The sequence below is a fragment of the Enterococcus sp. DIV1444a genome (assembly GCF_051712125.1).
GTDB lineage: Bacteria > Bacillota > Bacilli > Lactobacillales > Enterococcaceae > Enterococcus > Enterococcus faecalis.
In genome coordinates this window covers 750583-773330 of the sequence record NZ_JBIOOG010000001.1, presented here as the reverse complement: position 1 = coordinate 773330, position 22748 = coordinate 750583, and the positions used below count along the sequence as shown (strand labels likewise).

General features: G+C 37.4%; 29 protein-coding genes, 1 tRNA gene and 1 other annotated feature. Of the genes, 6 read left to right on the top strand and 24 right to left on the bottom strand.

Annotation, left to right across the window (positions count from 1 at the left end; translation table 11 throughout):
- Position 1 precedes the first annotated feature (1 nt).
- The 6 genes from xseA to IGI87_RS03915 all read right to left on the bottom strand — a co-directional run bounded on the left by xseA (position 2) and on the right by IGI87_RS03915 (position 4914).
- Positions 2-1348 carry an exodeoxyribonuclease VII large subunit gene (gene xseA / locus IGI87_RS03940; protein ID WP_002355877.1) on the bottom strand — a complete coding sequence of 449 codons (1347 nt, stop codon included), beginning with the start codon at positions 1346-1348 and terminating at the stop codon, positions 2-4.
- A 9-nt stretch (positions 1349-1357) separates the two neighbouring features.
- Positions 1358-2203, bottom strand: coding sequence for a bifunctional methylenetetrahydrofolate dehydrogenase/methenyltetrahydrofolate cyclohydrolase (locus IGI87_RS03935; RefSeq protein WP_104854501.1), 846 nt, complete (start codon positions 2201-2203; stop codon positions 1358-1360).
- 103 nt (positions 2204-2306) lie between these two features.
- On the bottom strand, positions 2307-2759 hold the full coding sequence (gene nusB / locus IGI87_RS03930) for a transcription antitermination factor NusB (RefSeq protein WP_162782643.1): 453 nt from the start codon (positions 2757-2759) through the stop codon (positions 2307-2309).
- A complete protein-coding gene (locus IGI87_RS03925; RefSeq protein WP_113795017.1) occupies positions 2752-3183 on the bottom strand; it encodes an Asp23/Gls24 family envelope stress response protein in 432 nt (143 codons plus the stop codon). Before IGI87_RS03925 ends, nusB begins: the two co-directional genes overlap by 8 nt.
- A 332-nt stretch (positions 3184-3515) precedes the next feature.
- Positions 3516-3836: a MazG nucleotide pyrophosphohydrolase domain-containing protein gene (locus IGI87_RS03920; RefSeq protein WP_104854503.1), complete on the bottom strand. Its 321-nt coding sequence runs from the start codon at positions 3834-3836 to the stop codon at positions 3516-3518.
- Between the two features lie 13 nt (positions 3837-3849).
- Positions 3850-4914, bottom strand: coding sequence for a M24 family metallopeptidase (locus IGI87_RS03915; protein WP_002390179.1), 1065 nt, complete (start codon positions 4912-4914; stop codon positions 3850-3852).
- A gap of 171 nt (positions 4915-5085) precedes the next feature.
- Between IGI87_RS03915 and IGI87_RS03910 the strand changes: the two genes are divergently transcribed.
- Complete coding sequence (locus IGI87_RS03910; protein WP_113795015.1) at positions 5086-5901, top strand: metallophosphoesterase; 816 nt, start codon at positions 5086-5088, stop codon at positions 5899-5901.
- Positions 5902-5972: 71 nt separating this feature from the next.
- Here the strand turns inward: IGI87_RS03910 and psiE are convergent, their stop codons facing one another.
- The 4 genes from psiE to rplU all read right to left on the bottom strand — a co-directional run bounded on the left by psiE (position 5973) and on the right by rplU (position 7610).
- Positions 5973-6425, bottom strand: coding sequence for a phosphate-starvation-inducible protein PsiE (gene psiE / locus IGI87_RS03905; RefSeq protein ID WP_002355869.1), 453 nt, complete (start codon positions 6423-6425; stop codon positions 5973-5975).
- A 199-nt stretch (positions 6426-6624) separates the two neighbouring features.
- Entirely contained in the window at positions 6625-6912 is a 288-nt protein-coding gene (gene rpmA / locus IGI87_RS03900) for a 50S ribosomal protein L27 (protein WP_002355868.1), read from the bottom strand.
- Between the two features lie 12 nt (positions 6913-6924).
- Complete coding sequence (locus IGI87_RS03895) at positions 6925-7269, bottom strand: ribosomal-processing cysteine protease Prp (RefSeq protein WP_002355867.1); 345 nt, start codon at positions 7267-7269, stop codon at positions 6925-6927.
- Between the two features lie 32 nt (positions 7270-7301).
- Positions 7302-7610, bottom strand: coding sequence for a 50S ribosomal protein L21 (rplU, locus tag IGI87_RS03890; protein WP_002355866.1), 309 nt, complete (start codon positions 7608-7610; stop codon positions 7302-7304).
- Between the two features lie 19 nt (positions 7611-7629).
- Positions 7630-7705 (bottom strand) — a sequence feature (ribosomal protein L21 leader region).
- A gap of 172 nt (positions 7706-7877) precedes the next feature.
- Here rplU and IGI87_RS03885 point away from each other — a divergent pair.
- A tRNA-Arg gene (locus tag IGI87_RS03885) sits at positions 7878-7951 on the top strand.
- 48 nt (positions 7952-7999) lie between these two features.
- On the opposite strand, the gene IGI87_RS03880 is transcribed toward IGI87_RS03885, so the two are convergent.
- The 12 genes from IGI87_RS03880 to IGI87_RS03825 all read right to left on the bottom strand — a co-directional run bounded on the left by IGI87_RS03880 (position 8000) and on the right by IGI87_RS03825 (position 14441).
- On the bottom strand, positions 8000-8305 hold the full coding sequence (locus tag IGI87_RS03880) for a hypothetical protein (RefSeq protein WP_085442986.1): 306 nt from the start codon (positions 8303-8305) through the stop codon (positions 8000-8002).
- Between the two features lie 7 nt (positions 8306-8312).
- Complete coding sequence (locus tag IGI87_RS03875; RefSeq protein WP_438736293.1) at positions 8313-8597, bottom strand: hypothetical protein; 285 nt, start codon at positions 8595-8597, stop codon at positions 8313-8315.
- A 19-nt stretch (positions 8598-8616) separates the two neighbouring features.
- Positions 8617-10173, bottom strand: a complete 1557-nt coding sequence (locus IGI87_RS03870) for a cutinase family protein (RefSeq protein ID WP_438736292.1) — start codon at positions 10171-10173, stop codon at positions 8617-8619.
- Positions 10160-10558 carry a hypothetical protein gene (locus IGI87_RS03865; protein WP_438736291.1) on the bottom strand — a complete coding sequence of 133 codons (399 nt, stop codon included), beginning with the start codon at positions 10556-10558 and terminating at the stop codon, positions 10160-10162. Before IGI87_RS03865 ends, IGI87_RS03870 begins: the two co-directional genes overlap by 14 nt.
- Before the next feature lie 63 nt (positions 10559-10621).
- Positions 10622-10906 (bottom strand): hypothetical protein, encoded by a 285-nt coding sequence (locus IGI87_RS03860; RefSeq protein WP_438736290.1) that lies wholly within the window; start codon positions 10904-10906, stop codon positions 10622-10624.
- Positions 10907-10930: 24 nt separating this feature from the next.
- Entirely contained in the window at positions 10931-11326 is a 396-nt protein-coding gene (locus IGI87_RS03855; protein ID WP_048738194.1) for a hypothetical protein, read from the bottom strand.
- Positions 11327-11361: 35 nt separating this feature from the next.
- The gene (locus IGI87_RS03850) at positions 11362-11577 is read right to left on the bottom strand and encodes a hypothetical protein (RefSeq protein ID WP_438737392.1); all 216 of its coding nucleotides are present in this window, start codon (positions 11575-11577) and stop codon (positions 11362-11364) included.
- A 45-nt stretch (positions 11578-11622) separates the two neighbouring features.
- Positions 11623-12006: a hypothetical protein gene (locus tag IGI87_RS03845; RefSeq protein WP_438736289.1), complete on the bottom strand. Its 384-nt coding sequence runs from the start codon at positions 12004-12006 to the stop codon at positions 11623-11625.
- A gap of 306 nt (positions 12007-12312) precedes the next feature.
- Entirely contained in the window at positions 12313-12744 is a 432-nt protein-coding gene (locus tag IGI87_RS03840) for a VOC family protein (RefSeq protein ID WP_202524493.1), read from the bottom strand.
- Positions 12745-12888: 144 nt separating this feature from the next.
- On the bottom strand, positions 12889-13206 hold the full coding sequence (locus IGI87_RS03835; RefSeq protein ID WP_240214336.1) for a nucleotide pyrophosphohydrolase: 318 nt from the start codon (positions 13204-13206) through the stop codon (positions 12889-12891).
- Positions 13199-13498, bottom strand: coding sequence for a hypothetical protein (locus IGI87_RS03830; protein ID WP_438736287.1), 300 nt, complete (start codon positions 13496-13498; stop codon positions 13199-13201). The genes IGI87_RS03835 and IGI87_RS03830 overlap by 8 nt, the downstream gene beginning before the upstream one ends.
- Positions 13479-14441 (bottom strand): helix-turn-helix domain-containing protein, encoded by a 963-nt coding sequence (locus IGI87_RS03825; protein WP_438736285.1) that lies wholly within the window; start codon positions 14439-14441, stop codon positions 13479-13481. Before IGI87_RS03825 ends, IGI87_RS03830 begins: the two co-directional genes overlap by 20 nt.
- Before the next feature lie 125 nt (positions 14442-14566).
- Between IGI87_RS03825 and proC the strand changes: the two genes are divergently transcribed.
- Positions 14567-15382: a pyrroline-5-carboxylate reductase gene (proC, locus tag IGI87_RS03820; RefSeq protein WP_438736284.1), complete on the top strand. Its 816-nt coding sequence runs from the start codon at positions 14567-14569 to the stop codon at positions 15380-15382.
- 59 nt (positions 15383-15441) lie between these two features.
- Here proC and mapP read toward each other — a convergent pair whose 3' ends face one another.
- Positions 15442-16266 carry a maltose 6'-phosphate phosphatase gene (gene mapP, locus IGI87_RS03815; protein WP_113795010.1) on the bottom strand — a complete coding sequence of 275 codons (825 nt, stop codon included), beginning with the start codon at positions 16264-16266 and terminating at the stop codon, positions 15442-15444.
- Positions 16267-16337: 71 nt separating this feature from the next.
- Positions 16338-18506 (bottom strand): PTS transporter subunit IIBC, encoded by a 2169-nt coding sequence (locus IGI87_RS03810; protein WP_113795009.1) that lies wholly within the window; start codon positions 18504-18506, stop codon positions 16338-16340.
- 280 nt (positions 18507-18786) lie between these two features.
- Here IGI87_RS03810 and IGI87_RS03805 point away from each other — a divergent pair, with 280 nt between their 5' ends.
- Genes IGI87_RS03805 through IGI87_RS03795 form a run of 3 tightly spaced genes read left to right on the top strand, consistent with a single transcriptional unit; the run spans position 18787 to position 22739 of the window.
- Positions 18787-21081, top strand: a complete 2295-nt coding sequence (locus IGI87_RS03805) for a glycoside hydrolase family 65 protein (RefSeq protein WP_438736283.1) — start codon at positions 18787-18789, stop codon at positions 21079-21081.
- Positions 21074-21742, top strand: a complete 669-nt coding sequence (gene pgmB / locus IGI87_RS03800; protein ID WP_438736282.1) for a beta-phosphoglucomutase — start codon at positions 21074-21076, stop codon at positions 21740-21742. Before IGI87_RS03805 ends, pgmB begins: the two co-directional genes overlap by 8 nt.
- A complete protein-coding gene (locus IGI87_RS03795; RefSeq protein ID WP_438736281.1) occupies positions 21732-22739 on the top strand; it encodes an aldose epimerase family protein in 1008 nt (335 codons plus the stop codon). The genes pgmB and IGI87_RS03795 overlap by 11 nt, the downstream gene beginning before the upstream one ends.
- Positions 22740-22748: the final 9 nt, after the last annotated feature.

The window sequence follows — 22748 nt, the reverse complement described above, 5'->3', positions numbered from 1 at the left end:
GTTAAAACTCCTCTTTTTTCGCTGTTATTGTTTCGACGTTTGCTTGAACTGTACCATCCGCATAATGAATCGTTAATTGATCTGCTGGCTGCAACTCGGTAACAGTTTTAACGACACGGTCCTCTTTTGTAGTATAACTATATCCTCGACCCATAATTTTGAGTGGGCTGAGTAAGTCTAATTGTTGAACAGCAGACGTGAATTGCTTTTGTTTGTTTAGGAACAATTGTGTCATTTGTGTTTGCAAGTTTCGTTGTAAAAACGCCAACTGTTGCTGACTTTCTCTTAATTGTCCCTTTGGTGTCTGTTGTTGCAATTGAGCGATAATTCCTTGGGCTTGACGTTGTTTTTGGTGATGAATCGTTGTCATTGCTTGGAAAAGACGTTGCGTCATTCGATCTAGTTTAATCGTTTGACCTTCATAAAGTCGCTCAGGTTGCTTAAACACATAAGAGTTTTGTAGTCGTTGGAAACGTTCTGTTCGTTGTTGTAAGAGATATAAAAAGCTTTGTTCTAAACGACTACGCCGTTCACTAATTCTTAATAGTTCTTCATTTAAAACTGGTACCGCCAGTTCCGCTGCTGCCGTTGGCGTTGCCGCACGAACATCTGCTACCATATCGGCAATTGTTACATCTGTTTCGTGACCAACCGATGAAATAATCGGTGTGGTGGCAGCATGAATGGCTCGAGCCACTTTTTCTTCATTAAATGGCCATAAATCCTCGATTGAACCACCGCCACGGCCGATGATCATCGTATCAAAATCACCTTGCGCATCGGCTCGCTGAATGTTCCGCACAATATCATCCGCCGCTTGCTCGCCTTGGACCAAGGTGGGAAAAAGGACCAGCTGTGCAATTGGGTAGCGTCTTTTGACTGTCGTAATGATATCCCGAATGACAGCACCACTAGGACTTGTAACCACAGCGATTCGTTTGGGATAACGAGGCAACTGTTGCTTAGGGCCTTCAAAAAGTCCTTCTTTTCCTAGTTTTTCTCTTAATTCTGCCAATGCTTGATAAAGTGCACCGACACCATCTGGTTCCATATGTTCAATATAAATTTGATAGGAGCCGCTGTTTTCATAAAGCGAAATCCGCCCCACCACCATGACTTTCATGCCTTCTTTTGGTTGAAACTTCAATTTTTGAAAGGCTGATTTAAACATAATTGCAGAAATCTTCGCATGGTCATCTTTTAAACTGAAGTACTGATGCGCGTTCGCTCGGAAGCGAAAGTTCGAAATTTCCCCTGTTAAATAGACACGTCCTAAGTAAGGGTCTGCATCAAATTTACGTTTTAAATACTTCGTTAAGGCTGTTACTGTTAAATACTGTTGCGTCATTTTTTCACCTTACTTTTGTTTTTTTGCTGCCTCGACTGTTTGATACATTAACATGGTAATCGTCATTGGGCCGACACCTTTGGGAACTGGTGTGATATAGCTTGCAATTTCAGAAACTTCATCGAATGCTACATCACCAATCAGTTTTCCTTCTTGATTGCGATTCATCCCCACATCAATCACTACCGCACCTGGTTTCACAAACTCTCTGGTGACAAAATGCCCACGTCCAATTGCTACAACTAAAATATCCGCTTCTTTTGCAACTTCTGCTAAATGTTCAGTTTTAGAATGGGCTATCGTCACAGTCGCATTTTTCATTAACAATAATTGTGCCATTGGCTTACCAACAATATTGCTTCGACCAATAACCACCGCGCGTTTACCTGTTAAATCAATATCATAGGCTTCAAACATCTTCATAATTCCATACGGCGTGCAAGGAATCATTTCAGGTTTGCCTACAAACAAACGGCCTAAATTCATTGGATGGAATCCATCTACATCTTTTTTGGGATCAATCGCTAATAAAATCTTTTCTTCATCAATATGTTTTGGCAAAGGTAGTTGTACAAGAATGCCATGAAAGCGTGAATCTTGATTATATTTGTCAATCTCAGCCAATAATTCTTCTTCTGAAATAGTTTCTGGTAGTTTTTCGACCTTTGACAGAATGCCAATTTTGGCTGCTGCACGTTCTTTATTTCTCACATACGTTTGGCTGGCAGGATTTTCCCCAACTAATAAAACAACTAATCCTGGTTGGATGCCTTGTTGTGTCATCTTTTCTACATCTTTTTGAATCTCTGCCTGCATTTGATCTGCTAATTCACGACCGTTAATTACTGTACTCATTCCTTCGCTCCCTCTATTGTTTCTTTACTTCTTTAATAGTATTTATTTTAGCATATAACCCAGTATCTTAACACCAGTTAGATAGTAAAAAAAGATTCAGAGCTTACGCCTCTGAATCAATTTCTTTCATTACATTTGATAACACACCATTAACAAATTTACGCGAACGGTCGTCGCTGTATTTTTTACTTAACTCAACAGCTTCATTTAATGCCACAATGTTTGGCACATCTGAAACGTATAGCATTTCAAAAATAGCTAAGCGTAAAATAACAATATCTATTTTTGCTAAGCGTTGCATAGACCAGTTATTACCTAAATGGTTCGTAATCACTTCGTCTAATTCTACTTTGCGGCTACACACACCGCCGACAAGTAAATCTAAATACGTAGGGACTAAATCTTCGCCATCTTCACTGACGATTTCCCGATTATCATAAGCCAATGCATAATCAATGGCATCTTGTTTGGTTAAATCAGCATTAAAATCTAAAGGAAAAAGGGCTTGGAGCGCTTTTTCACGAATCTCGTGACGGGTTAATTCTGTTTTACTCATTCTCTTCTCCATCTTCATCTTCTGGGAATAATTCATTTAAGTCTGGTTGAGGGAGTTTTTCAGGTACTACCGCTACAACATGAATATTCACTTCAACTAAATCAATATCTGTCATAAATAAGACTTGTTGTTTCACACGGTCTTGCATTTCTAAAGCAACTTTTGGCACAGAAACACCGTAGTTAAAGTAACAATAGATATCGACTTTTAAGCCTTCTTCTTCTGTTCGTAAATATACACCTTTACCGTGTGCTGCACGGCCTAATAATTCATTCACGTTATTGGCGAACGTGCCACGCATCCCATAAACGCCCTCTACTTTTGAAGCAGCGATTCCGATAATTACTTCAATAACTTCTGGAGCAATCACGATTTCTCCTAAAGAATCGTTTGCATTGATTACAAGATTTTTTTCTTCTGACATTTGGTTGTCCTCCTTATCTATTACGCACAAAATCGTTAAATAAACGATTTATTTGATGAATCACTAAGTCTCTTAAGGATTCTCTTTTAAGCAACGGATGATTCTTAAAAATTAAAACAACACTGGTTTCTTCAGTTGGTTGTGAAAGAACGTCCAAATTTTGCTTATCAATACTCGTTCTTAGTTTATCATTAATTAGCCTATTTCGCTACCAGAAAAGCTAAGTTCTGACTAAAAGAACAGATAATTTCTTGTCATAAATTTCTAATCTAAGCCTTTAGACGTAAAAATAAGAAAGACCAAGTAATTTTGGCTTTCTTATTTTTGCGTCTTTATTCTTCAGCATAACGTTCCATTAATTTCGTCCGATGCTTTTGCATAATCATTTCTAAAGAGATGTCATATTTATCGGCTAAAATAAATAAATTATCCAACACATCGCCTAACTCTTCCGTTAAATTTTCCAGATTCTCTTCATCCGCCAAAACTGTTTCATCAGGTCGATCACGGCCAATTTCAATTGTCCGAATGGCCCGACAAACTTCGCCGACTTCTTCTGTTAAAAAGTTGGAACGAATAAACGGATCATATTGATACCAGTTACGTTTTTTATAAAACGCGCTAATAAACCGCTGATACTCTTGGATATCCATGTTCTCCCAACCTTTATAAAATGATTAATTCTTTTGGCGCATGTGTTAATACACGATTACCTTCAGCAGTAATTAATAAATCGTCCTCAATGCGCACGCCACCAATTCCTGGCAAATAAATTCCAGGTTCGTCCGTAATGACATTTCCTGGTACAAACTGTTTATCTGCTCGGAATGAAACATTTGGTCCTTCATGAATTTCTAACCCAATGCCATGACCAGTACTGTGGCCAAACGCATCGCCATAGCCATAGGAAGCAATATGATCCCGTGCAATCGCATCTAATTGAATGCCCGTCAACCCAGGTTTAGCTTCTGCTAACACTTTTAATTGTGCTTCTAAAACAATATCATAAATTTCTTTTAGTTTTGGCTGAATACTACCAATAGCGAATGTCCGTGTCATATCAGAAACATAGCCTTCATAATAACAACCGAAATCCAAAGTGATTAAATCACCTTTTTCGATGACTTTATGGCTAGCAACGCCATGTGGCATCGCCGAACGTAGACCGCTGGCCACAATTGTCTCAAAAGAAACACCGCTGGCTCCTTTTGAACGCATGAAGAAATCTAATTGATTAGCCACTTCGATCTCTGTCATTCCAGGTTTAATCATCTCTAAAACAAAGGCAAATCCTTGATCAGCGATGGCACAAGCTTTTTCAATAATCGCTACTTCTTCTTCATCTTTTACTTCTCTTAATTCTTCAATCAAACCCATTACCGGAACTAATTCACATGGTAAAATTTCTTCCAATAAGCTATAATCAGCGAAACTAACTTGCGTTTCTTCAAAAGCTAAATTATCTAATTGCAAACGTTCAGCTAAATCGGCTACTTCGTCAAAAATATGTCCTGTGTTTTTAACGATAGTAAAACCCGTTGCTTGTTCCGCGGCTTGTTCCGTATAACGAAAATCCGTTACAAAAAAAGCTTTATCTAATGTAATCATTGCCAAGCCTGTTGTCCCAGTAAAATTGGTTAAATAACGTAAATTATACGGACTTGTCACTAAAAATCCTTGTAGATTATTTTCTTTCATTAACTCCCGTAGCTTTTCGACTCTTGCCATCATTGGTTCGACCTTCTTTCTTTTTTCTCATTTTTCATTATAGCAAATTTGCTTCAGAAAAGCATGAATCACCAAACAACTTCATCGAGAAAGTTTACTGAAAATTTTACCTTTCCTTATTTTTTACTTAACACTTTTATAGTAAACTAATTTAGCGTCTTCAAGGAGGAAATTATGAACGTTTATTTATTTCTGGCATTATTTTTCATTATTATTGGCATTTTAAGCTATAGTTTTTTTATTGAACCTAAATGCTTAGTCATACACAAAAATCAAATTAAAGTTACGGAATCAGGGAAAACCTTACGAATTGTTCAACTCTCTGATATTCATTTAAAAAAGAATTATTCTGTGAAGGCCTTAAAACAGATTGTTGAAAAAACAAATACATTGCAACCAGACATAGTTGTTTTTACAGGAGACTTATTTGATGATTATGCCCGTTACGGTATCGAAATTCAGGATGAAGTGAGTCAACTTTTCCGTAAAATTAACGCCCCTTATGGCAAATTCGCTATTTATGGCAACCACGAGTATAGCGGGTTAGATACCAATTTTTACGAAACAATCTTAGAAGCTGCCGACTTTACCGTACTAAAAAACACGGGTAAATTACTGCCTGTCTCACACCGTATCTCCTTGTACGTCGCTGGTTTAGAAGATTCGTTATATGGACAAACCGACTTAGCTGCGGCTTTAGTCAACCGTCCTACTGGAACCCCCACTCTGCTATTAACCCATGAGCCAGATGTCGCAGACTCAGCAGTCAACAAAAACATTGACCTCATTTTAGCAGGACATAGTCACGGCGGACAGATTCGCTTACCTTTTTTCACTTACAAAAATCAACTTGCCAAAAAATATACACATGGGCTTTATCATTTAGAAGATGAAACACCGTTAATTGTTCACCCAGGAATCGGAACCACTAAAATCAGCGCACGCTTCGGTGTTTTACCAACGATTGAACTGATTGAGCTAACTATTTAACTATGTATTAAAAAAGACCGCCTCACGTTAGAGAAAAATTCTCACGTTGGACGGTCTTTGATTATGTTCGATTAATGATGAAAATCTTGCTCGTGATCTTCTTCTACTTTCGCTTTTCCTAGCGTATAAAATTTGCTGCCATTTAACCCGAGAATAAATAGCACAACCACTAGTAAAAGAATTGATAAAGATAACAATAAAGTCTGCAAGCCATCGCCATGTGCAACCATTAATTGACGTAAAATTGCGGTTAAACAAATTAAAATCAAATAACGAATCGGAATATGGTGTCCTTCTTGAATATAGCGAAGAATCATCATAATAAACTCAAATAACATAAAGAATGAAATAATTTCTTGCATGATAACTGAAAAATTATCCGGCGTCATTGGCTTCATGAGATATGTAGCGAGGTCAACTAAATAACTAGCCATAAATACTAATAAGAAAACTCCTAAAATCCCTAATACAATATCCAAAATCAAATTCACGTACTTCTTTACTACACTAAAATTCTTCTGCATAATACCCTTCTTTCTTTTGACTCAATTATTTTATAACATGCTTGTTATTACATTAAATATATCATCAATTAACCTTGTCAGACAAGCAGTTAAACCCAATGTGAGATTTTTTTTATTTTGAGATCTTCCTCTATTTTCCGTCCAACCCTTTATACAAAACAAAAAAAGCTGAATCCGCAGATTCAGCTTTTTAATCGTATTAGTTAGCTACTGGATAAACTGATACTTGTTTTTTGTCACGGCCTTTACGTTCGAAACGTACCACACCGTCAACTTTTGCAAATAACGTATCATCGCCACCGATTCCAACGTTCACACCTGGATAAATTTTAGTTCCGCGTTGACGGTATAAAATTGAACCACCTGTAACTGTTTGGCCATCAGCACTTTTAGCGCCTAATCGTTTAGATTCAGAGTCACGGCCGTTTGATGTAGAACCGCCACCTTTTTTATGGGCAAATAATTGTAAATTCATAGTCAATAACATAGTCTGCACCTCCTATTTCTCAGTGATTGTTTTTATTTGAATAAATTCAGTATTTTCGTTCTCTATTGATTGTAAACCTAATAAAAGATTTTCTAATAGAATTTGGGCAATATTTTTTTGTTCCTGATTGACAGTTGTTAACATTTCGACATAAAGGTAGCCACCTTCTACATCGTCAACTTCCACAATCGGTTCAAAACCTGCTAAGGCATCAATTCCATTGACTGTGCTAATTGCTAAGGCAGAAACTGCCGCGCAAACCACATCGCTGCCATAAGGACCTGCTTCAGCATGCCCGGTTAATTCGAATGAAACGATTCGGCCGGAGCCTGTTCGTTTAAAAGAACCTTTAATCATTGATAGGCCTTCTTTCCTGTCAACAAGAGAGATTAAGCGTTGATTGCTTCGATCATAACTTTTGTATACGGTTGACGGTGACCTTGTTTACGGTGAGAGTGTTTTTTAGGTTTGTATTGGAAAGTCACGACTTTCTTTTGTTTGCCGTGTTTTTCAACAGTTCCTTCAACAGTTGCGCCTGCAACAGTTGGCGCACCAACTTTTGTAGATTCGCCACCTACTAAGATAACTTCGTCAAAAACAACTTTCTCGCCAGCCTCAACGTTTAATTTTTCAACGTAGATTGCTTGACCTACTTCAACTTTCACTTGTTTACCACCAGTTTTGATAATTGCGTACATGCTATACAGCACCTCCTTCTTCTAGACTTAGACTCGCCATCCCAAGTGATGATTGCTCATGCTTAAAAACTTGTTCTGTGCGGTTGTAGCTGTGGAGACCACAATTACAACACTAACTATAATAACAGAACCAGAAAACCTCGTCAATATAAACTCTCTATTTTCTTCACTTTCTCTCTCCAAAAAAACTTCTTCTGTTATTTAAATTTCCGATTGACTTTCTATCACTACTTCCATTATAATTAGCTTTGTTGTGTTACAACTATTGTCATAGTAGCTCAGCAGGATAGAGCATCCGCCTTCTAAGCGGACGGTCGGGGGTTCGAATCCCTCCTGTGACGTAACAGACTGACAAAGACAGCGTTACCTTTAGGGGTGACGCTGTTTTTTTAGAGTTTATCCAATTCTTTTCGATATGTCCTCGTCCATTCACGTTCTTTTTCCTCTAATTGTTGTCTATAACGATTTCCTTCTTGACGTATCAAGTAATCACTTTGTTCCATTGCATGGTAAAATTGCTGTTTATGCCATTGATCATTTTTCGTTAAATAATTGACTTTATCTACCAATTGTCCAGTTTCTCTTCTAAAGTTTACTAATTGATTACTCAGCACTTCTTGTTGGCGGTGAATTTTATTTTTTTCTTCATAATATTGTTCTTCTAAATATTGCCGTTTTCTTCGCTGTTCCTCCATTTGTCGGTCACTCTCCCTTGACAGGTGTTTTTAAATTTGGTCTCTGGCTTCCTTTTAAAAATTTTTCTGCTGATTCTGCACTTTTCCCCTTCAAAGCTCCGTTCAAGGCGTTAGGTAGGGCACTATTTGTTTGTTGAAACATGGCTTCTGAAAGTTCTTTCAAACTTGCGGTTGTGTTTTGTTTGGTTGTAATAATTCGTGTTTTTTTAGCAGTAATTACTGTCTGGATTGCTACTCGTTCACGAGCTTTTTGTTCTACTTCTAATTTTTCTTGAAATTCTCTTTCACTCATAGGAAAACCCTTTCATTTATTATTTTTGAAATAAACTACTTCTTGCTTGTTGATCGTATGCTTGAATATTTTTAGCAACAGTTGTTAATTTTCCGCTAAAATCAGTTAATTTTTGCTTGTATTGCTTGGCTTGGTTGCTAGTATTTGTTGCTTCAGCGCTATCCCAAAGACGACTTTTTTCGTAAGGAGCAATCATTGCTTGAACTTCTGCATAGGATAGATACTGTCGGATACTCATTGCACTTTCACGAATTTCCTTTGAAACTGTCTGGACTTCATCTTCTGCTTCTTGGAGGATATTTTTCACAAGTAGTTCGTATTCTTTTCCAGCTTGCTGCGCTTGTTTTGCAACTAGTTCTGCTAATTCACTACGTAATTCAATCTTTTGACTACCTGAAGCACTGGCTAAACTTTTCTGAATACGACTCACTTTCCCTTGCCATTGGCTGGCAATTTTTGCTTCGTGAATGATTTTTTCATATTCTTTGATGATTTTCTGGCGATTTTCTTCAGATAGCAGACTTAACAAAAATTGGAGACTGTTTTTAGCTAAGGATTCACCTGAAGCATCCATGATTTTCCCTAAATATTTATCAATAAGTTTGGAAACTTTTACTCCTGCCGCAAAAATATAGCCATGTTCCTTTAGATTGGCTTCTTTGGGAGTACCATCAGGATTTAATTGATACTGACCAAAATCATGACTAGAACCGTATTTGTCCGTCAGATCAAAAGTAGTGGTGAACGTTTTCGGTAATAGATAATGCACCCGACCAATTTCATCTACCCCTTTTTTATTTCGATTCAACATGGAGACAATATCAAAAGCATTTACATAATAATCAATTTTCCCTTGTTCTTCTAATTGTTGAATATTTTCCTGAGCTTGTTGAGACATTTTATTAATGCTTTCTCGCGCATCAGGCCCTTGAAACAATACTACTTTATCAATTTTAGCGAGATCTGCTTGGGGGAGATTGGCCACCGCTTGAATAGAAATCATGGTTCCTAAAGAATGACCTGTAATCGACATAGTCGCATTAGGGGCTTTAGCACTCATCTCCATTATCTTTTGATGCATAGCTTCATTGGCTAATTTTGCTTGAGGCAAATAGGCATTGAATAATGTAAAGGATCCATTATTATTGACCCAGTCATTCAAATTATTCCCTGACCAACCTTTTTTCACGTCCATTGAAACGCCGTCACTACCGCGAGTGGTAAAATATGTATGCTGCGTTTTTGGACTCAAGGTCGGCGTATCTGTTACATAATAAGAATTATAACCAGCTTTCTCATCTGTTAATAACCCTTTTTTATAAACCTTTTCCCTGCCTACCCAGTTTTTTTCTTTGATTGTTTTTACAGTGTTGTCGGGTTGGAGAAAGACAGTACTGGCGTCATTTCCGTGGGCGTCTTTGGCGTTGGGAAAATGGAATTTGACAGATCTTCCTTCCTCAAGCCTTATTCTCTGTTTCTTTGTAAGAAAATCATTGCTAAAATTTATAGGTCTCTTAATATATGAAGCTTCTGATAAACTCACATACAAATTATAATAATTATCAAGATTTTTCATGGATAGCTTCTCCTTGTTTCCAATTTACTAAAAATAGTCCTTTTATTTCATCCAGTTTTTTTACATCTACGTCAATCACTAGAGAATAGGTATCTGTTTCTAAATCATCTTTACTTTTTATTTCAACACGTAATGATAGATTTTCTTTTGTAAATACGCTACTAGATGACTTTTCTGTAGTATCCCAAAGATAATTTATATTCTTAATATTTGATGATTTCGATTTTACATACTTTGTCATTTCTTCTTCATGCTCCTTCAAAAAAGCAATTTGTTTTTCTTTTTCTGTTGGTTCGTTCATTTTTTTCACTCCAATCGTGCCGATTATGACTACTGATATTACTGCGATTAAGATACCAAATTTTATTCGCTTTCTGTTTTTCACTTTTTCACCTCCTTAATATGTATGGGGAAGAATTACTATGTGATTTTTTTTGATTGACTTTTCCTATGTTAATAACCCTTTTTTATAAACCGTTTCCCTACCTACCCAGTTTTTTTCTTTGATTGTTTTTACAGTGTTGTCGGGTTGGAGGTAGACAGTACTGGCGTCATTTCCGTGGGCGTCTTTGGCGTTGGGAAAACGGAATGTAGTATGCTTTTTGGTTTCTATTTCTTTTTTCTTTTCAAGTGTTAATCGGTCATGAGGAAAAGAGTATTTTTGAGGTCTTCCATTATAAGCTCCTTGAGCTAAATCGGCATAGATATTAAAATATTCCTTTAAATTAGCCATTGTTGTCACTCCTTACTTAAATATTTAGTATCTTTCAAAATTTAATATTTTTGTCGGCTTCTTTAATGAGTCAACATCAATTAACAGTTCAAAGATTTCTGTATCATTATACAAACCAGTAATATCAATCGTATAAACTTCATAAGGAATTCCACCAGCATCTCGTTGATACGTACTATAGTTTTCATAGTCAAAACTCACTTTTTTTACTTCAGGTTGTACTTTTTTATTTTCTGAAGTAATATAGAATTCCTGAGATTTAATGTACTCCGTCATTTCCTCCTCGTGCTCCTTCAAAAAAGCAATTTGTTTTTCTTTTTCTGTTGGTTCGTTCATTTTTTTCACTCCAATCATTCCAATTATGGCTACTGATATTACTGCGATTAAGATACCAAATTTTATTTGCTTTCTATTTTTCACTTTTTCACCTCCTTATTATGTATAGAAAAGAGTTTCTATATGCTTTTTCCGATTTGAATTGTTTTTACAGTATTATCAGGTTGGAGATAGACCGTGCTAGCATCGTTTCCATAGGCGTCTTTGGCGTTGGGGAAATGGAATGTAGCATGTTCATTTAGCTTAAGATCTTCTTTTTGAACTTGTGTCAATTTAGCAAACATCAACCCTTCTTTTCGACCGATGTATGCTCCTTGAGCTAAATCAGCATAAATATTAGTATACTTTTCTAAATTTGCCGTTAAATTTCATCTCCTTAACTATGCAATATTTTTTATCTCAGTCGGATTTTTTACATTATCTGGAAGCACATATATTTCAAACCCATCTAATTTTTTACCAGTACCATCAAAAATAGATACTTCAACAGCTATAGTTTTTGGGCTAAAAGCCATACTTTGAACTTCAATCACTGATTGCCAATTATACGTAACTTCTTTAACATCATATTTTTTTAAAAGTACATGTTCACTGTCATGCTTTACATACTCCGTCATCTCTTCTTCATGCTCTTTCAAAAAAGCAATTTGTCTTTCTTTTTCTGTTGGTTCATTCATCTTCTTCACTCCAATCGTTCCGATTATAACTATTGCTATTATTGTTGCGATTAATATACCAAATTTTATCCGCTTTTTGTTTTTCATTCATTTAGTCTCCCTTTGTATCTACATACAAGAATTAATCTTTCGCTTTCTCCTTTTATTCCATTGTTTTATCAAGATTTTTACAGCCAGTTTTTCTTTGTTTACAGTTTATCAAAAATCAATCTGGCATTTTCTCAATTTTTTTAACGTTAGATTAATTATTAGAGAATATTGCTGTATTTCTATGACACACTGACTTTCTATCTCCAATTTTTTACTGTCTTGTTGATCACTACAGGATCATTGGTATTTTACTTCTATTGTAAAATAAAAAAAGTGGTACTCATCTCTGAGAACCACTCCTTACTACATTTCTTTTTCTAAAATTTCTGTTCGCTCTTCAAAATTTAGTTCTTGGTTAATTTGATGTACCATCCACATGTAACCAAATGGATCAACAAATAACGAATTTTGAATAGCTCCTTCCATCATTTCTGTAACTGGTTGCATCTCAATGCACTTATTTTCTAAGGCTTTTTTATGAGTTTGCACAATATCTGCTACCGTGATATTGAACCAAATTGTATTGGGATGTTCTGAATCTGGTGCTTTTAAACCAAATTCTTCATTAGCATCTAACATATGGAACCGAGTATCATATAAGTTAAACACTACTTCATTCCTTCCAACAGGATACTTTGTCGCTTCAACTACATGGACCTCAAAGATTTCTTTATATAAAGCTAATGCCTTTAAACTATCACTAACAATAAAATCAATTTCTGTGCCTGTAATCATTGATTGTTCCTCCTTAAAATTTTTTGCAGCAGAAAGCTACTTTTTATTTCTGTTTTCCGCAAACCCTTCAGAATTTCTTAATACTGGCTATTTTCCACTTCGTTATTCTTTTTTAGAAGTTCTTCGATTCATTTGTTTCAACACTTATTTTTCTGGCACTGGATATTTCACCGCATTTTTCTTCAACTTTTCTTCGATAATTTCGTCCAAATCAAACCCTAAATTATCAGCCATCATGTAGGAGTAAATGAGAACATCAGCCAATTCTTCTTTGATTCGTTCTTCTTGTTTGATGCCTTCTTTTGCTGTTTTCCATTGAAAAAGTTCTAACAATTCTGCCGCTTCTAAACAAATTGAAAGCGCCAAATCTTTTTCATTATGGTGGGGGCGCCAATTTCTTTCATCACGAAATTGATTAATTTTTGCCATTGTATCCATCTGTTCTCCTGCTTTCTTATTCATTTGGTGGCAACTGAAACCCATCGAACGTTTCACCATCATAGTATTTTAATAACTGTTCTGTAGACAATAATGAGGAGGTTATTTCTTCCTCTTCAACAACTGCTTGATTCTCCTCTCTATACAACAAATAAGCCTGTAAAAGCTGTTGATATAGTTTTTTTCGTGAAGAGGCTTCCGCTGAAAGAAACGTTAATTCTTTTAAATGTCCGCGATAGACAGGCAAATCATCAACGAATTCGATTGGTAATTCTACTACAGTTAACTGAAATTCTTCAAAGACTTCTTCGTACATCTGCCACTCCTTCTTTCTGTCGATATTGTTTAGGGGTCATGCCCATTTCTTCTTTAAAACGTTTATAAAAAAAGGCTTTGTCTTGATAGCCGATTCGTTCAACAATCGTTTGAATCGATAAATCTGTTTGCTTCAAGTAATTTTTCGCCAATTGGATTCGGTAGGCTAAGACAATTTCCGTAAACGTTTTGTTTGTTTTTTCTTTTAAAAAATTCGATAAGTAATTCGGATGAAAATGAAATTTAGCGGCGACTTCTGCTAAAGTGACATGCGCAATCTGTTGCTCAATATACGCTAAAATCACCTCAACACGTTGATGATTCGACAAATAATCATCTTGCATCTTTAAAGATTCTCTAGGCAGTTGACCTAGTTCCACCACTAGCAAAACAAAGGCCGCTTTGGTCACTTTATTATTAAAATAGGCCATTTTCACAATTTGTTTCAGCAATAATAGCGAATAGACGTGAACATCCGAATTTGGCTGGCTGGCAAAAACGAAATATCGAGGAATGTTTTCAAATTCACTGCTAGCAATTTCTGTAAAAAAACGATACATGACTGGTTCTTCCGCCAGCTGATTTAAGAGCGTATCAAGAAAATAGTGCTTTTTAAAATAAAATATAATCATAGACATTCCCTGCCCCTGATAGCTAACCGAGGTTGCCTCATTGACAATCATGACTTGGCCAGCCGAAAACGAACACCTTTGTTGATCCAAATAAGCATTGCCATCTTGTTCTAAACAATACAGCATCCGAATAAATCCTTTCGGAACGTCAATCGTTTCCGAAGATGCCAGCATGAAGCCCGCAATTTCTCGATGCGGATTTTCCTTAAATTGCGCTACTTCATTTTCAAGAGCACTAGTAGTGGTTAAATAACAATCTAAGGTCTCTAAAAACTGATAAAATGCTGCATATTGCTCTTCTTTGCTTGCCAATTAATCACCTCATAATCCAACACTTTTTACTTTACTCCCTCTATTTTTTTCTTTGGCGTTTCCTTCTATACTAGATACATGGTAACACGAAAAAAGAAATTCAACAGTTTTTAGGAGGAATTTTTATGAAAATTAGTTTTATCGGTGCTGGAAATATGGCATCCGCCATTGCCAAAGGTGCGCTAAAAAAGCAATTTATTGCCGCAGAAAACCTTTATTTTTATGATATTCAAGTCGAAAAAACCGCCGCTTTTGCACAAGAAATTGGTGCACATGCGGTCGCTTCGCCACAAGAAGCCATTGCAGTAGCTGACTTAGTTATTTTAGCGGTAAAACCGCAATTCGTTCAAGCAGCTTTACTTGAAGCAAAAGAAGCAATTTTAGACAAGCAACCGTTAATTGTTTCCATTGCAGCAGGTACGACTATTGCAGAATTGTATCAACTGTTTGAGACCACTCAATCGCTTCGTCTTGTTCGTGTGATGCCTAATATGAATGCACTGATTGGCGCAGGCGCAGCAGCTGTTTGTGGCAATGCTTTTACATCCACTGAAGACATCCAGACTGTTTTATCGTTGTTTCGATCAGTTGGCCAAGCTTGGGAATTAGAGGAACAGTATTTTTCGATTTTTACTGCTATTGCAGGTAGCACTCCTGCGTATTCTTTCTTATTTATTGATTCGATTGCCCGAGCAGCCGTTAAAAATGGCATGAACAAAGAGTTAGCCTTAGAAATTGCCACACAAGCTGTACTAGGCAGCGCTCAAACTTTGGCGAATAGTACAGAAAATCCTTGGACTTTAATCGATCAGGTCAGTTCTCCTGGTGGAACCACGGTTGCAGGGATTGTCGAATTAGAAAACAATGCGTTTATTTCAACAGTCATTAAAGGGATTGAGGCCACTATCCTTCGGGATCAAGAATTAGCCAAACAAAACTGAGAGGAATAGTTACATGAGTGAGTGAATAAGAAAAAGCGCTGAAAATTCAGCGCTTTTTCTTATTTTAATTGAATGAGTAAGCCAAAATGATCACTGACTATCGGCGTTTCCCTACCATCAAAAATTACTTCATATTTTCTCACGTGCCACTGTTTTGGAACAAATGCGTAGTCAATCCGCAAGGCTGCTTCATTTTCTTCCCAACCATCTATTTTTTTCTCTACTGTCGCTTCACCGCTTGTCTCTTCCGCTACAACAAACGCATCTTGAATCGGCAAGTAACTATTTTCTACTAATTGATAGCCAGTTGTACCAGCTGGGTTGTTTAAATCGCCTAAAATGACTAACGGTTGTTGCCGCGTCGCTAAGTATTTCTCTAATTGTAGCCATTCATAGGCAAAACCTGTACAGGGTGTTTCCCACCAAGAAAAGTGACCAGAGACAACAGTAAGCGGACCTTTTGAACTCTCTGTCTCCGCTACTAAGATTTTTCTTGTTCGATAATTCATTGGTTCTTGGCTTTCTGAAATAAGGAGAGCTTCACTAGTCAACGGACATTTCGAAAGTAGTGCATTCCCTTCTTCATAAATAGCGTAACCAATGTGGCTCATTTCCCAGCTCCAATAATAGTGTTGGCCTTTTTCAGCTAGGTATTGAACGATTAAATAAGCAAAATTATCTTCATGGATCGGTGTTTGGGTCACCACAGGACAAAAAGTAGTTAACTGTTCTAACGGCGCTTTCTTAGAAGCGACTTTCTGGTTCACTTCTTGTAAAGCAATTATTTCACTTTCAGAAGATAAAATCACCTTGGCAATCTCCTCTAATTTTTTTAACGGTTCTTCTTCTAACCAGCTATGAGTATTGATTGTTAAAAGATTCATCTTTTCACCCTCCCTTACATGCTATTAGGTCTGGCACAATCACAATTATTGATTGCGCCAGACCTAATCATTTAAATTTCAATCTGTCCGATCACAGTTCCCGCAGTGGCGGTTCCTAGTTGATTGATGACTACTTGTTGCACTTTGTCGCTGTTTGTAAAAGCGACAATAATCGTTGTTTCTTTGCCAGCTTGTTCAATCACATCTAAGTTCATTTTAGCTAGTTTCGCACCGGCTTTCAATGATTGTCCTTCTTTAACAAAAGATTCAAAAGCAGGAGTTGCCATTTCGACTGTATCAATCCCCATATGGACAAGTACTTCGATGCCTTCTTCTGTTTGTAGCCCAATCGCATGTTTACTTGGGAAAACACTTAAGACTTTCCCTGAAATTGGTGCCACTACATCTCCTTCTAGAGGCTTAACCGCAAATCCGTCCCCCATCATTTTTTGTGAAAAGACAGGATCATTGACTTGTGCCATTGGAATAACTTCCCCTGTTGCCACAGCCACGAAATCTTTTTTCTTGCCTAAGAAATTCGTCGTTGTCGCTTCTGTTGTACTTTCTGCTATAACTGGTTCTGGAATGTCAACGCCGGAAGCTAGTAAATCTTCAATATCGGATTTTAAAACATCGGCTTTTGGTCCATAAACGGCTTGAACGCCATTATCTTTCACAATCAAGCCCATTGCACCTGCCCGTTTCCACGCCTCTTCCGAACCGACTTTTTTTCGATCCTTTACACTGACACGTAAGCGTGTCATACATGCATCAACTTCTTTGATATTTTGTTTACCGCCAAGTAAGTAAACAATTTGCGCGATTTGCTGATCGACGACGCCTGAACCAGCCGCGCCAGATGCGATTTCTTCGCCGTTATCATTGTCATAGTTTCCATTTCTTCCAGGTGTTGCGTAATTAAATTTTTTAATTAAGAAATTCGCTAAGAAGTAAGTTACTACGCCAAAAACGATAACCATTAAAACAAAATTGATTAAATCGCCACCTAAACCAGCTTTTATTGCTAGCGGTGTTCTTGTTAACAATTCAATATTTCCAAACGAATGCACACGCAATGGTAAAATATCAGCCATTGCAAAAGCAGCACCTTGAATCACGGCATAAATCACATAAAGCGGCACTGCTGCAAACATAAACATGAATTCTAGCGGCTCTGTTACGCCAGTTAAGAAAACAGCTAAAGCAGCAGAAAAATACATTGATTTATATTTAGCTTTTTTATCTGCATCGACATTACGATACATAGCCAAAGCCATCCCCATTAAAATTCCTGAAGAACCAATCATTTGGCCTACTTTGAATCGAGCCGGTGTCCAATTTTCTAAAACAAACTGATACTTGCTCATGTCACCAGCGCCTTTAAGATTCACTAAGTCTGTTGCCCAAGCCAACCATAAAGGATCTTGACCAAAAACTTGTGTTCCAGCTTGTGCGCCAGATAAAATTTCATACGTTCCACCTAATTGTGTATAGTTGATTGGAATCGTCAACATATGATGTAACCCAAAAGGTAATAACAAACGTTCCAACGTTCCATATAAGAATGGCGCTAAAATAGGCGCACTGTCTTGAGATTGCGCAATCCATAACCCAAAATTATTAATCCCCGCTTGAATATTTGGCCAAATAAGTGCTAATACAATTGAGACAATTGTTGACCATAAAATAACAACAAAAGGGACAAATCGTTTACCATTAAAAAATGATAGCGCATCTGGTAATTTCCGATAATTGTAATATTTGTTGTAAGCCATCGCACCGACAAAACCAGCAATAATCCCTACAAAGACACCCATATTTAATGCCGGAGCTTCTAAGACACTTGTAAAGAATCCCTTGACCATAATCTTGGTGCCAAATAAGGTATGCGTGAAAGCTTGTTCATCTGCCAACATTTCATTTGTTACACCAAAAATGGCTCCAGTAATCCGATTGATTAAAACAAAAGAAATCCCCGCTGCGAATGCTCCACCTGCACGATCTTTGGCCCAACTACCACCTATTGCTAACGCAAATAGTAAATGTAAGTTGCCAATAATTGCCCAACCGATACTCTCTAGAACTCCGCCTGTTGTTACTAACAAGCCTAAATTAGGATCAATTAAGGGAAGCGATTTCCCAATACTAATCATTAAACCCGCTGCGGGCATTACTGCCACAACGACCATTAAAGCTTTTCCGAATTTTTGCCAAAATTCAAAACTAAACATTTTTTTCATTCCTGCCACTCCTTATGCAATCGGTTTCGTTATGTTGCCATTATATACCCCTGTTTCCTTTTTGTAAATGCTTTAATTTCAAAAATATTGCGGAAAACAAATCCCTACTACTTAATCATTTTTTATTTGGTATTTTAATAAAGTAAATAAAAATCCCCCTATTCTACCTTTGTTACAGCTTTTATTCCATAAGATTAACTTTTTAAGCATTGACTATTGACTTATGCAATCGGTTGCGTTTATGATAGACCTATCAATAAAATCACTGAGGGGGATTCTCATGAAACAAATCAAACGTTTATTCCAAATTGATCCTTGGAAAATCCGTACTACACACTTAGATAAAGAAAATTTACGTTTACAAGAATCATTAACGAGCATTGGCAACGGCTATATGGGGATGCGGGGAAATTTTGAAGAGCATTATTCTGGCGACCACCATCAAGGAACCTATTTAGCAGGTGTTTGGTATCCAGACAAAACACGTGTTGGTTGGTGGAAAAATGGTTATCCTGAATATTTTGGTAAAGTGATTAACGCAATTAATTTCATCGCAATGGACTTACAAATTGATGGACAAACAATTGATTTAGCCACCACCCCTTACGAAGATTTTTCTTTAGAATTAAACATGCAAAATGGGGTTCTTTCTCGGCAATTCACCATCCAAACACCGAAGAACAAGGTGCGCTTCTCTTTTGAACGTTTTTTAAGCTTAGAAAAAAAGGAAGCAGCTTACATCCACTTAACAATTGAAATGCTTGAAGGTACAGGCACAATCACCCTGCACTCAAAATTGGATGGCGATGTTCAAAATGAAGATAGCAATTATGAAGAACATTTTTGGGAAGAAATAGCTATTGAAACACAAAAAACACTTGGCTTTGTTACGACTAAGACCATTCCTAACAACTTTGAAATAGAGCGTTTTACAGTGACTGCGGGCATGCGTCATTTCATCGATGGAGCTTCTGTTGTGCCTACATATACACAACAGCCCTTGGCTTTAACCGCAGAATTGACAGTGTCCTTAAACGAAGGTAATACGACCGCCATCACAAAAGAAGTGCTTGTCGTTACCAGCCGTGATGTGCCAGAAACGCAACAAATCGCACGAATAAACGAATTATTTGCAGAAATGACTACCTTGTACCCTGAAGCAAAAGCTGGTCAAGCTGCCGCTTGGGCCAAACGTTGGCAATTAGCTGATGTTGTTATTGAAGGAGATGACGAAGCCCAACAAGGCATTCGTTTTAATCTTTTCCAACTTTTCTCAACCTACTATGGTGAAGACGATCGTTTAAACATCGGACCAAAAGGCTTTACGGGCGAAAAATATGGCGGTGCCACATACTGGGATACTGAAGCATATGCTGTCCCACTTTACTTAGCGTTGGCTAAGCCCGAAGTTACTAAAAATCTACTGAAATATCGCCACAATCAATTGCCTCAAGCCATTCATAACGCCCAACAACAGGGGTTAAAGGGAGCCCTTTACCCAATGGTTACTTTTACTGGTGTGGAATGTCATAACGAATGGGAAATCACTTTTGAAGAGATTCACAGAAATGGCGCGATTGCTTACGCGATTTATAATTATGTCAACTATACAGGAGACGAAGACTATCTAAAAGATGCTGGGCTTGAAGTGCTTGTGGCAATTGCTCGTTTTTGGGCAGATCGGGTCCACTTCTCCCAACGTCATAAACAATATATGATTCATGGCGTAACGGGGCCAAATGAATATGAAAATAATATCAACAATAACTGGTATACCAATACAATTGCTGCGTGGGTTCTACGTTACACACGTGAGTCTTATTTAAAATTACAAGAAGAAACAACGCTCAAAATTGCAGACGACGAATTAGCTAAATGGGCAGACATTGTAGAAAATATGTACTTCCCAGTGGATAATGAATTAGGCATTTTTGTACAACATGACACTTTCTTAGATAAAGATTTAATGCCTGTTTCTGATTTACCACTTAGTGAGCTGCCTTTAAATCAACATTGGTCATGGGATAAAATTTTGCGGTCTTGTTTCATTAAACAAGCCGATGTTCTTCAAGGAATTTATTTCTTCAATGACGCCTTTTCTTTAGAAGAAAAACGCCGGAACTTTAATTTTTACGAACCAATGACTGTCCATGAATCTTCCCTTTCACCAAGCATTCATGCTGTGTTAGCTGCTGAATTAGGTATGGAAGAAAAAGCAGTGGAAATGTATCAACGAACAGCGCGCCTTGACTTAGATAATTACAATAATGATACAGAAGATGGCTTACACATTACCTCAATGACTGGTAGTTGGCTAGCGATTGTTCAAGGTTTTGCCCAAATGAAAACGGACCATCAACAACTAAAATTTGCACCCTTTTTACCAGCGACATGGACAGCCTACTCATTCCACATTAATTATCGGAATCGTTTACTATTTGTTGAAGTTGCAGCAGACCAAGTGGCCTTCACTTTACTCGACGGCCCAGCAATTCCATTAACTGTTTACGATCAAAAATACACATTAAAAGATCAATTAGTTCTACCAATCAGAAAGGAAGATACCCATGTTTAAAGGCGTTTTGTTTGATTTAGATGGCGTTATTACTGATACAGCAGAATTTCATTACCACGCTTGGAAAAAATTAGGGAACGAAATTGGGATTTCCATTGACCGTGTTTTCAACGAACAACTGAAAGGTGTAAGCCGTGAAGATTCTCTGCAGTTACTGTTAAAATACGAAAAAAAAGAAGGCACGTTTTCTTCTGAAGAATTTGCCCAGTTAGCGCAACGGAAAAACGATTATTACTTGGAAATGATCCAAGCGATTACGCCTGAAGATGTCTATCCAGGAATTCTCTCTTTATTAACGGAATTGCGTGAGGCCAATATTAAGATTGCCTTGGCTTCTGCAAGTAAAAATGGACCTTTCCTTTTAGAAAAAATGCAATTGACGCCCCTTTTTGATACCATTGCTAATCCAGCAGACGTTCAGGCGGGCAAACCTGCTCCAGATATTTTCATTTTAGCTGCGAAAGAAATCGATTTGACACCAGCAGAATGTCTTGGCATTGAAGATGCCCAAGCTGGGATTCAAGCGATTCTTGCTAGTGGAGCGCAGCCTGTTGGCGTTGGCCGCAAAGAAGATTTAGGTGAAGGGTTGCCAATCGTACCAGAGACGAGCGCTTTAACGTTTGATTACTTAAAAAAAGTGTGGCTTGATCATGAAGCATAATCGTATCACTGTAACCGATATTCCAAACACAAACTTAAAAAAAATTACTTTGAAGAACGACTTTTTAGAAGTCGTTCTTCTCAATTATGGCGCGCGCCTCCATCAACTTTTGATGCCAAACAAAAATAATCATTGGGAAAATATCCTTTTAGCGTATGATTCTTATCAAGATGTCTTAAAGGATCAAAGCTTTTTCGGCGCCACTGTTGGACCAGTTGCTGGACGCATTCGTAATGGCCATTGGCAAAATGGAACATTAGAACAAAACAGCGACGGTCATCATATCCATGGTGGCTCAAAGGGTTGGTCTTTTCAATATTGGACAGTCGAGCCCTTTGAAAAAAATGATATCATTGGCGTCGCTTTTCATTTAACCGACACCATTTCTGGTTATCCCGGACCAATTGATGCTACCATCACCTATCAGCTAGAGGATAATCGTTTACGAATGATCAGTACTGGACGGAGTAAACAGGAAACACTTTTTAATCCTACAAACCATGCCTACTTTAATTTATCTGGTGATGGAAAGTTAGATATTCTGTCACATTCGCTATCTTTGAACTGCCAAGGTATGTTAGAATTAGACGATAATAAGCTGCCTACTGGACGGATTTTGCCAGCTTCTGAACTACCCATACAGTTTAATGAACTGACACCTATCGAAACAATCCTCCAACACTATCCAACTGGGTTAGATGATGTTTTCCCCTTAGTTGGCTCTGACTTAAGACAGCCACAATTACGCTTACAAGAACCTACTTCTGGAAGAAAAATGACGATAGCAACAACGAACCAAAGTATGGTATTATTTTCTACGACTGGTTTTGAGGCTCCTTTTTCTATAAATGGACAAGCGATGCATTCAAACTATGGCTTAGTAATTGAACCACAAGAGTATCCAGACATTGTTCATCATCCTCAGTGGGGCTCTATTTTATTACCAGCTGATAATAAGCAAACCTACCAAACGGTTTATCAATTTAACCTTCTATAATCACTAAGA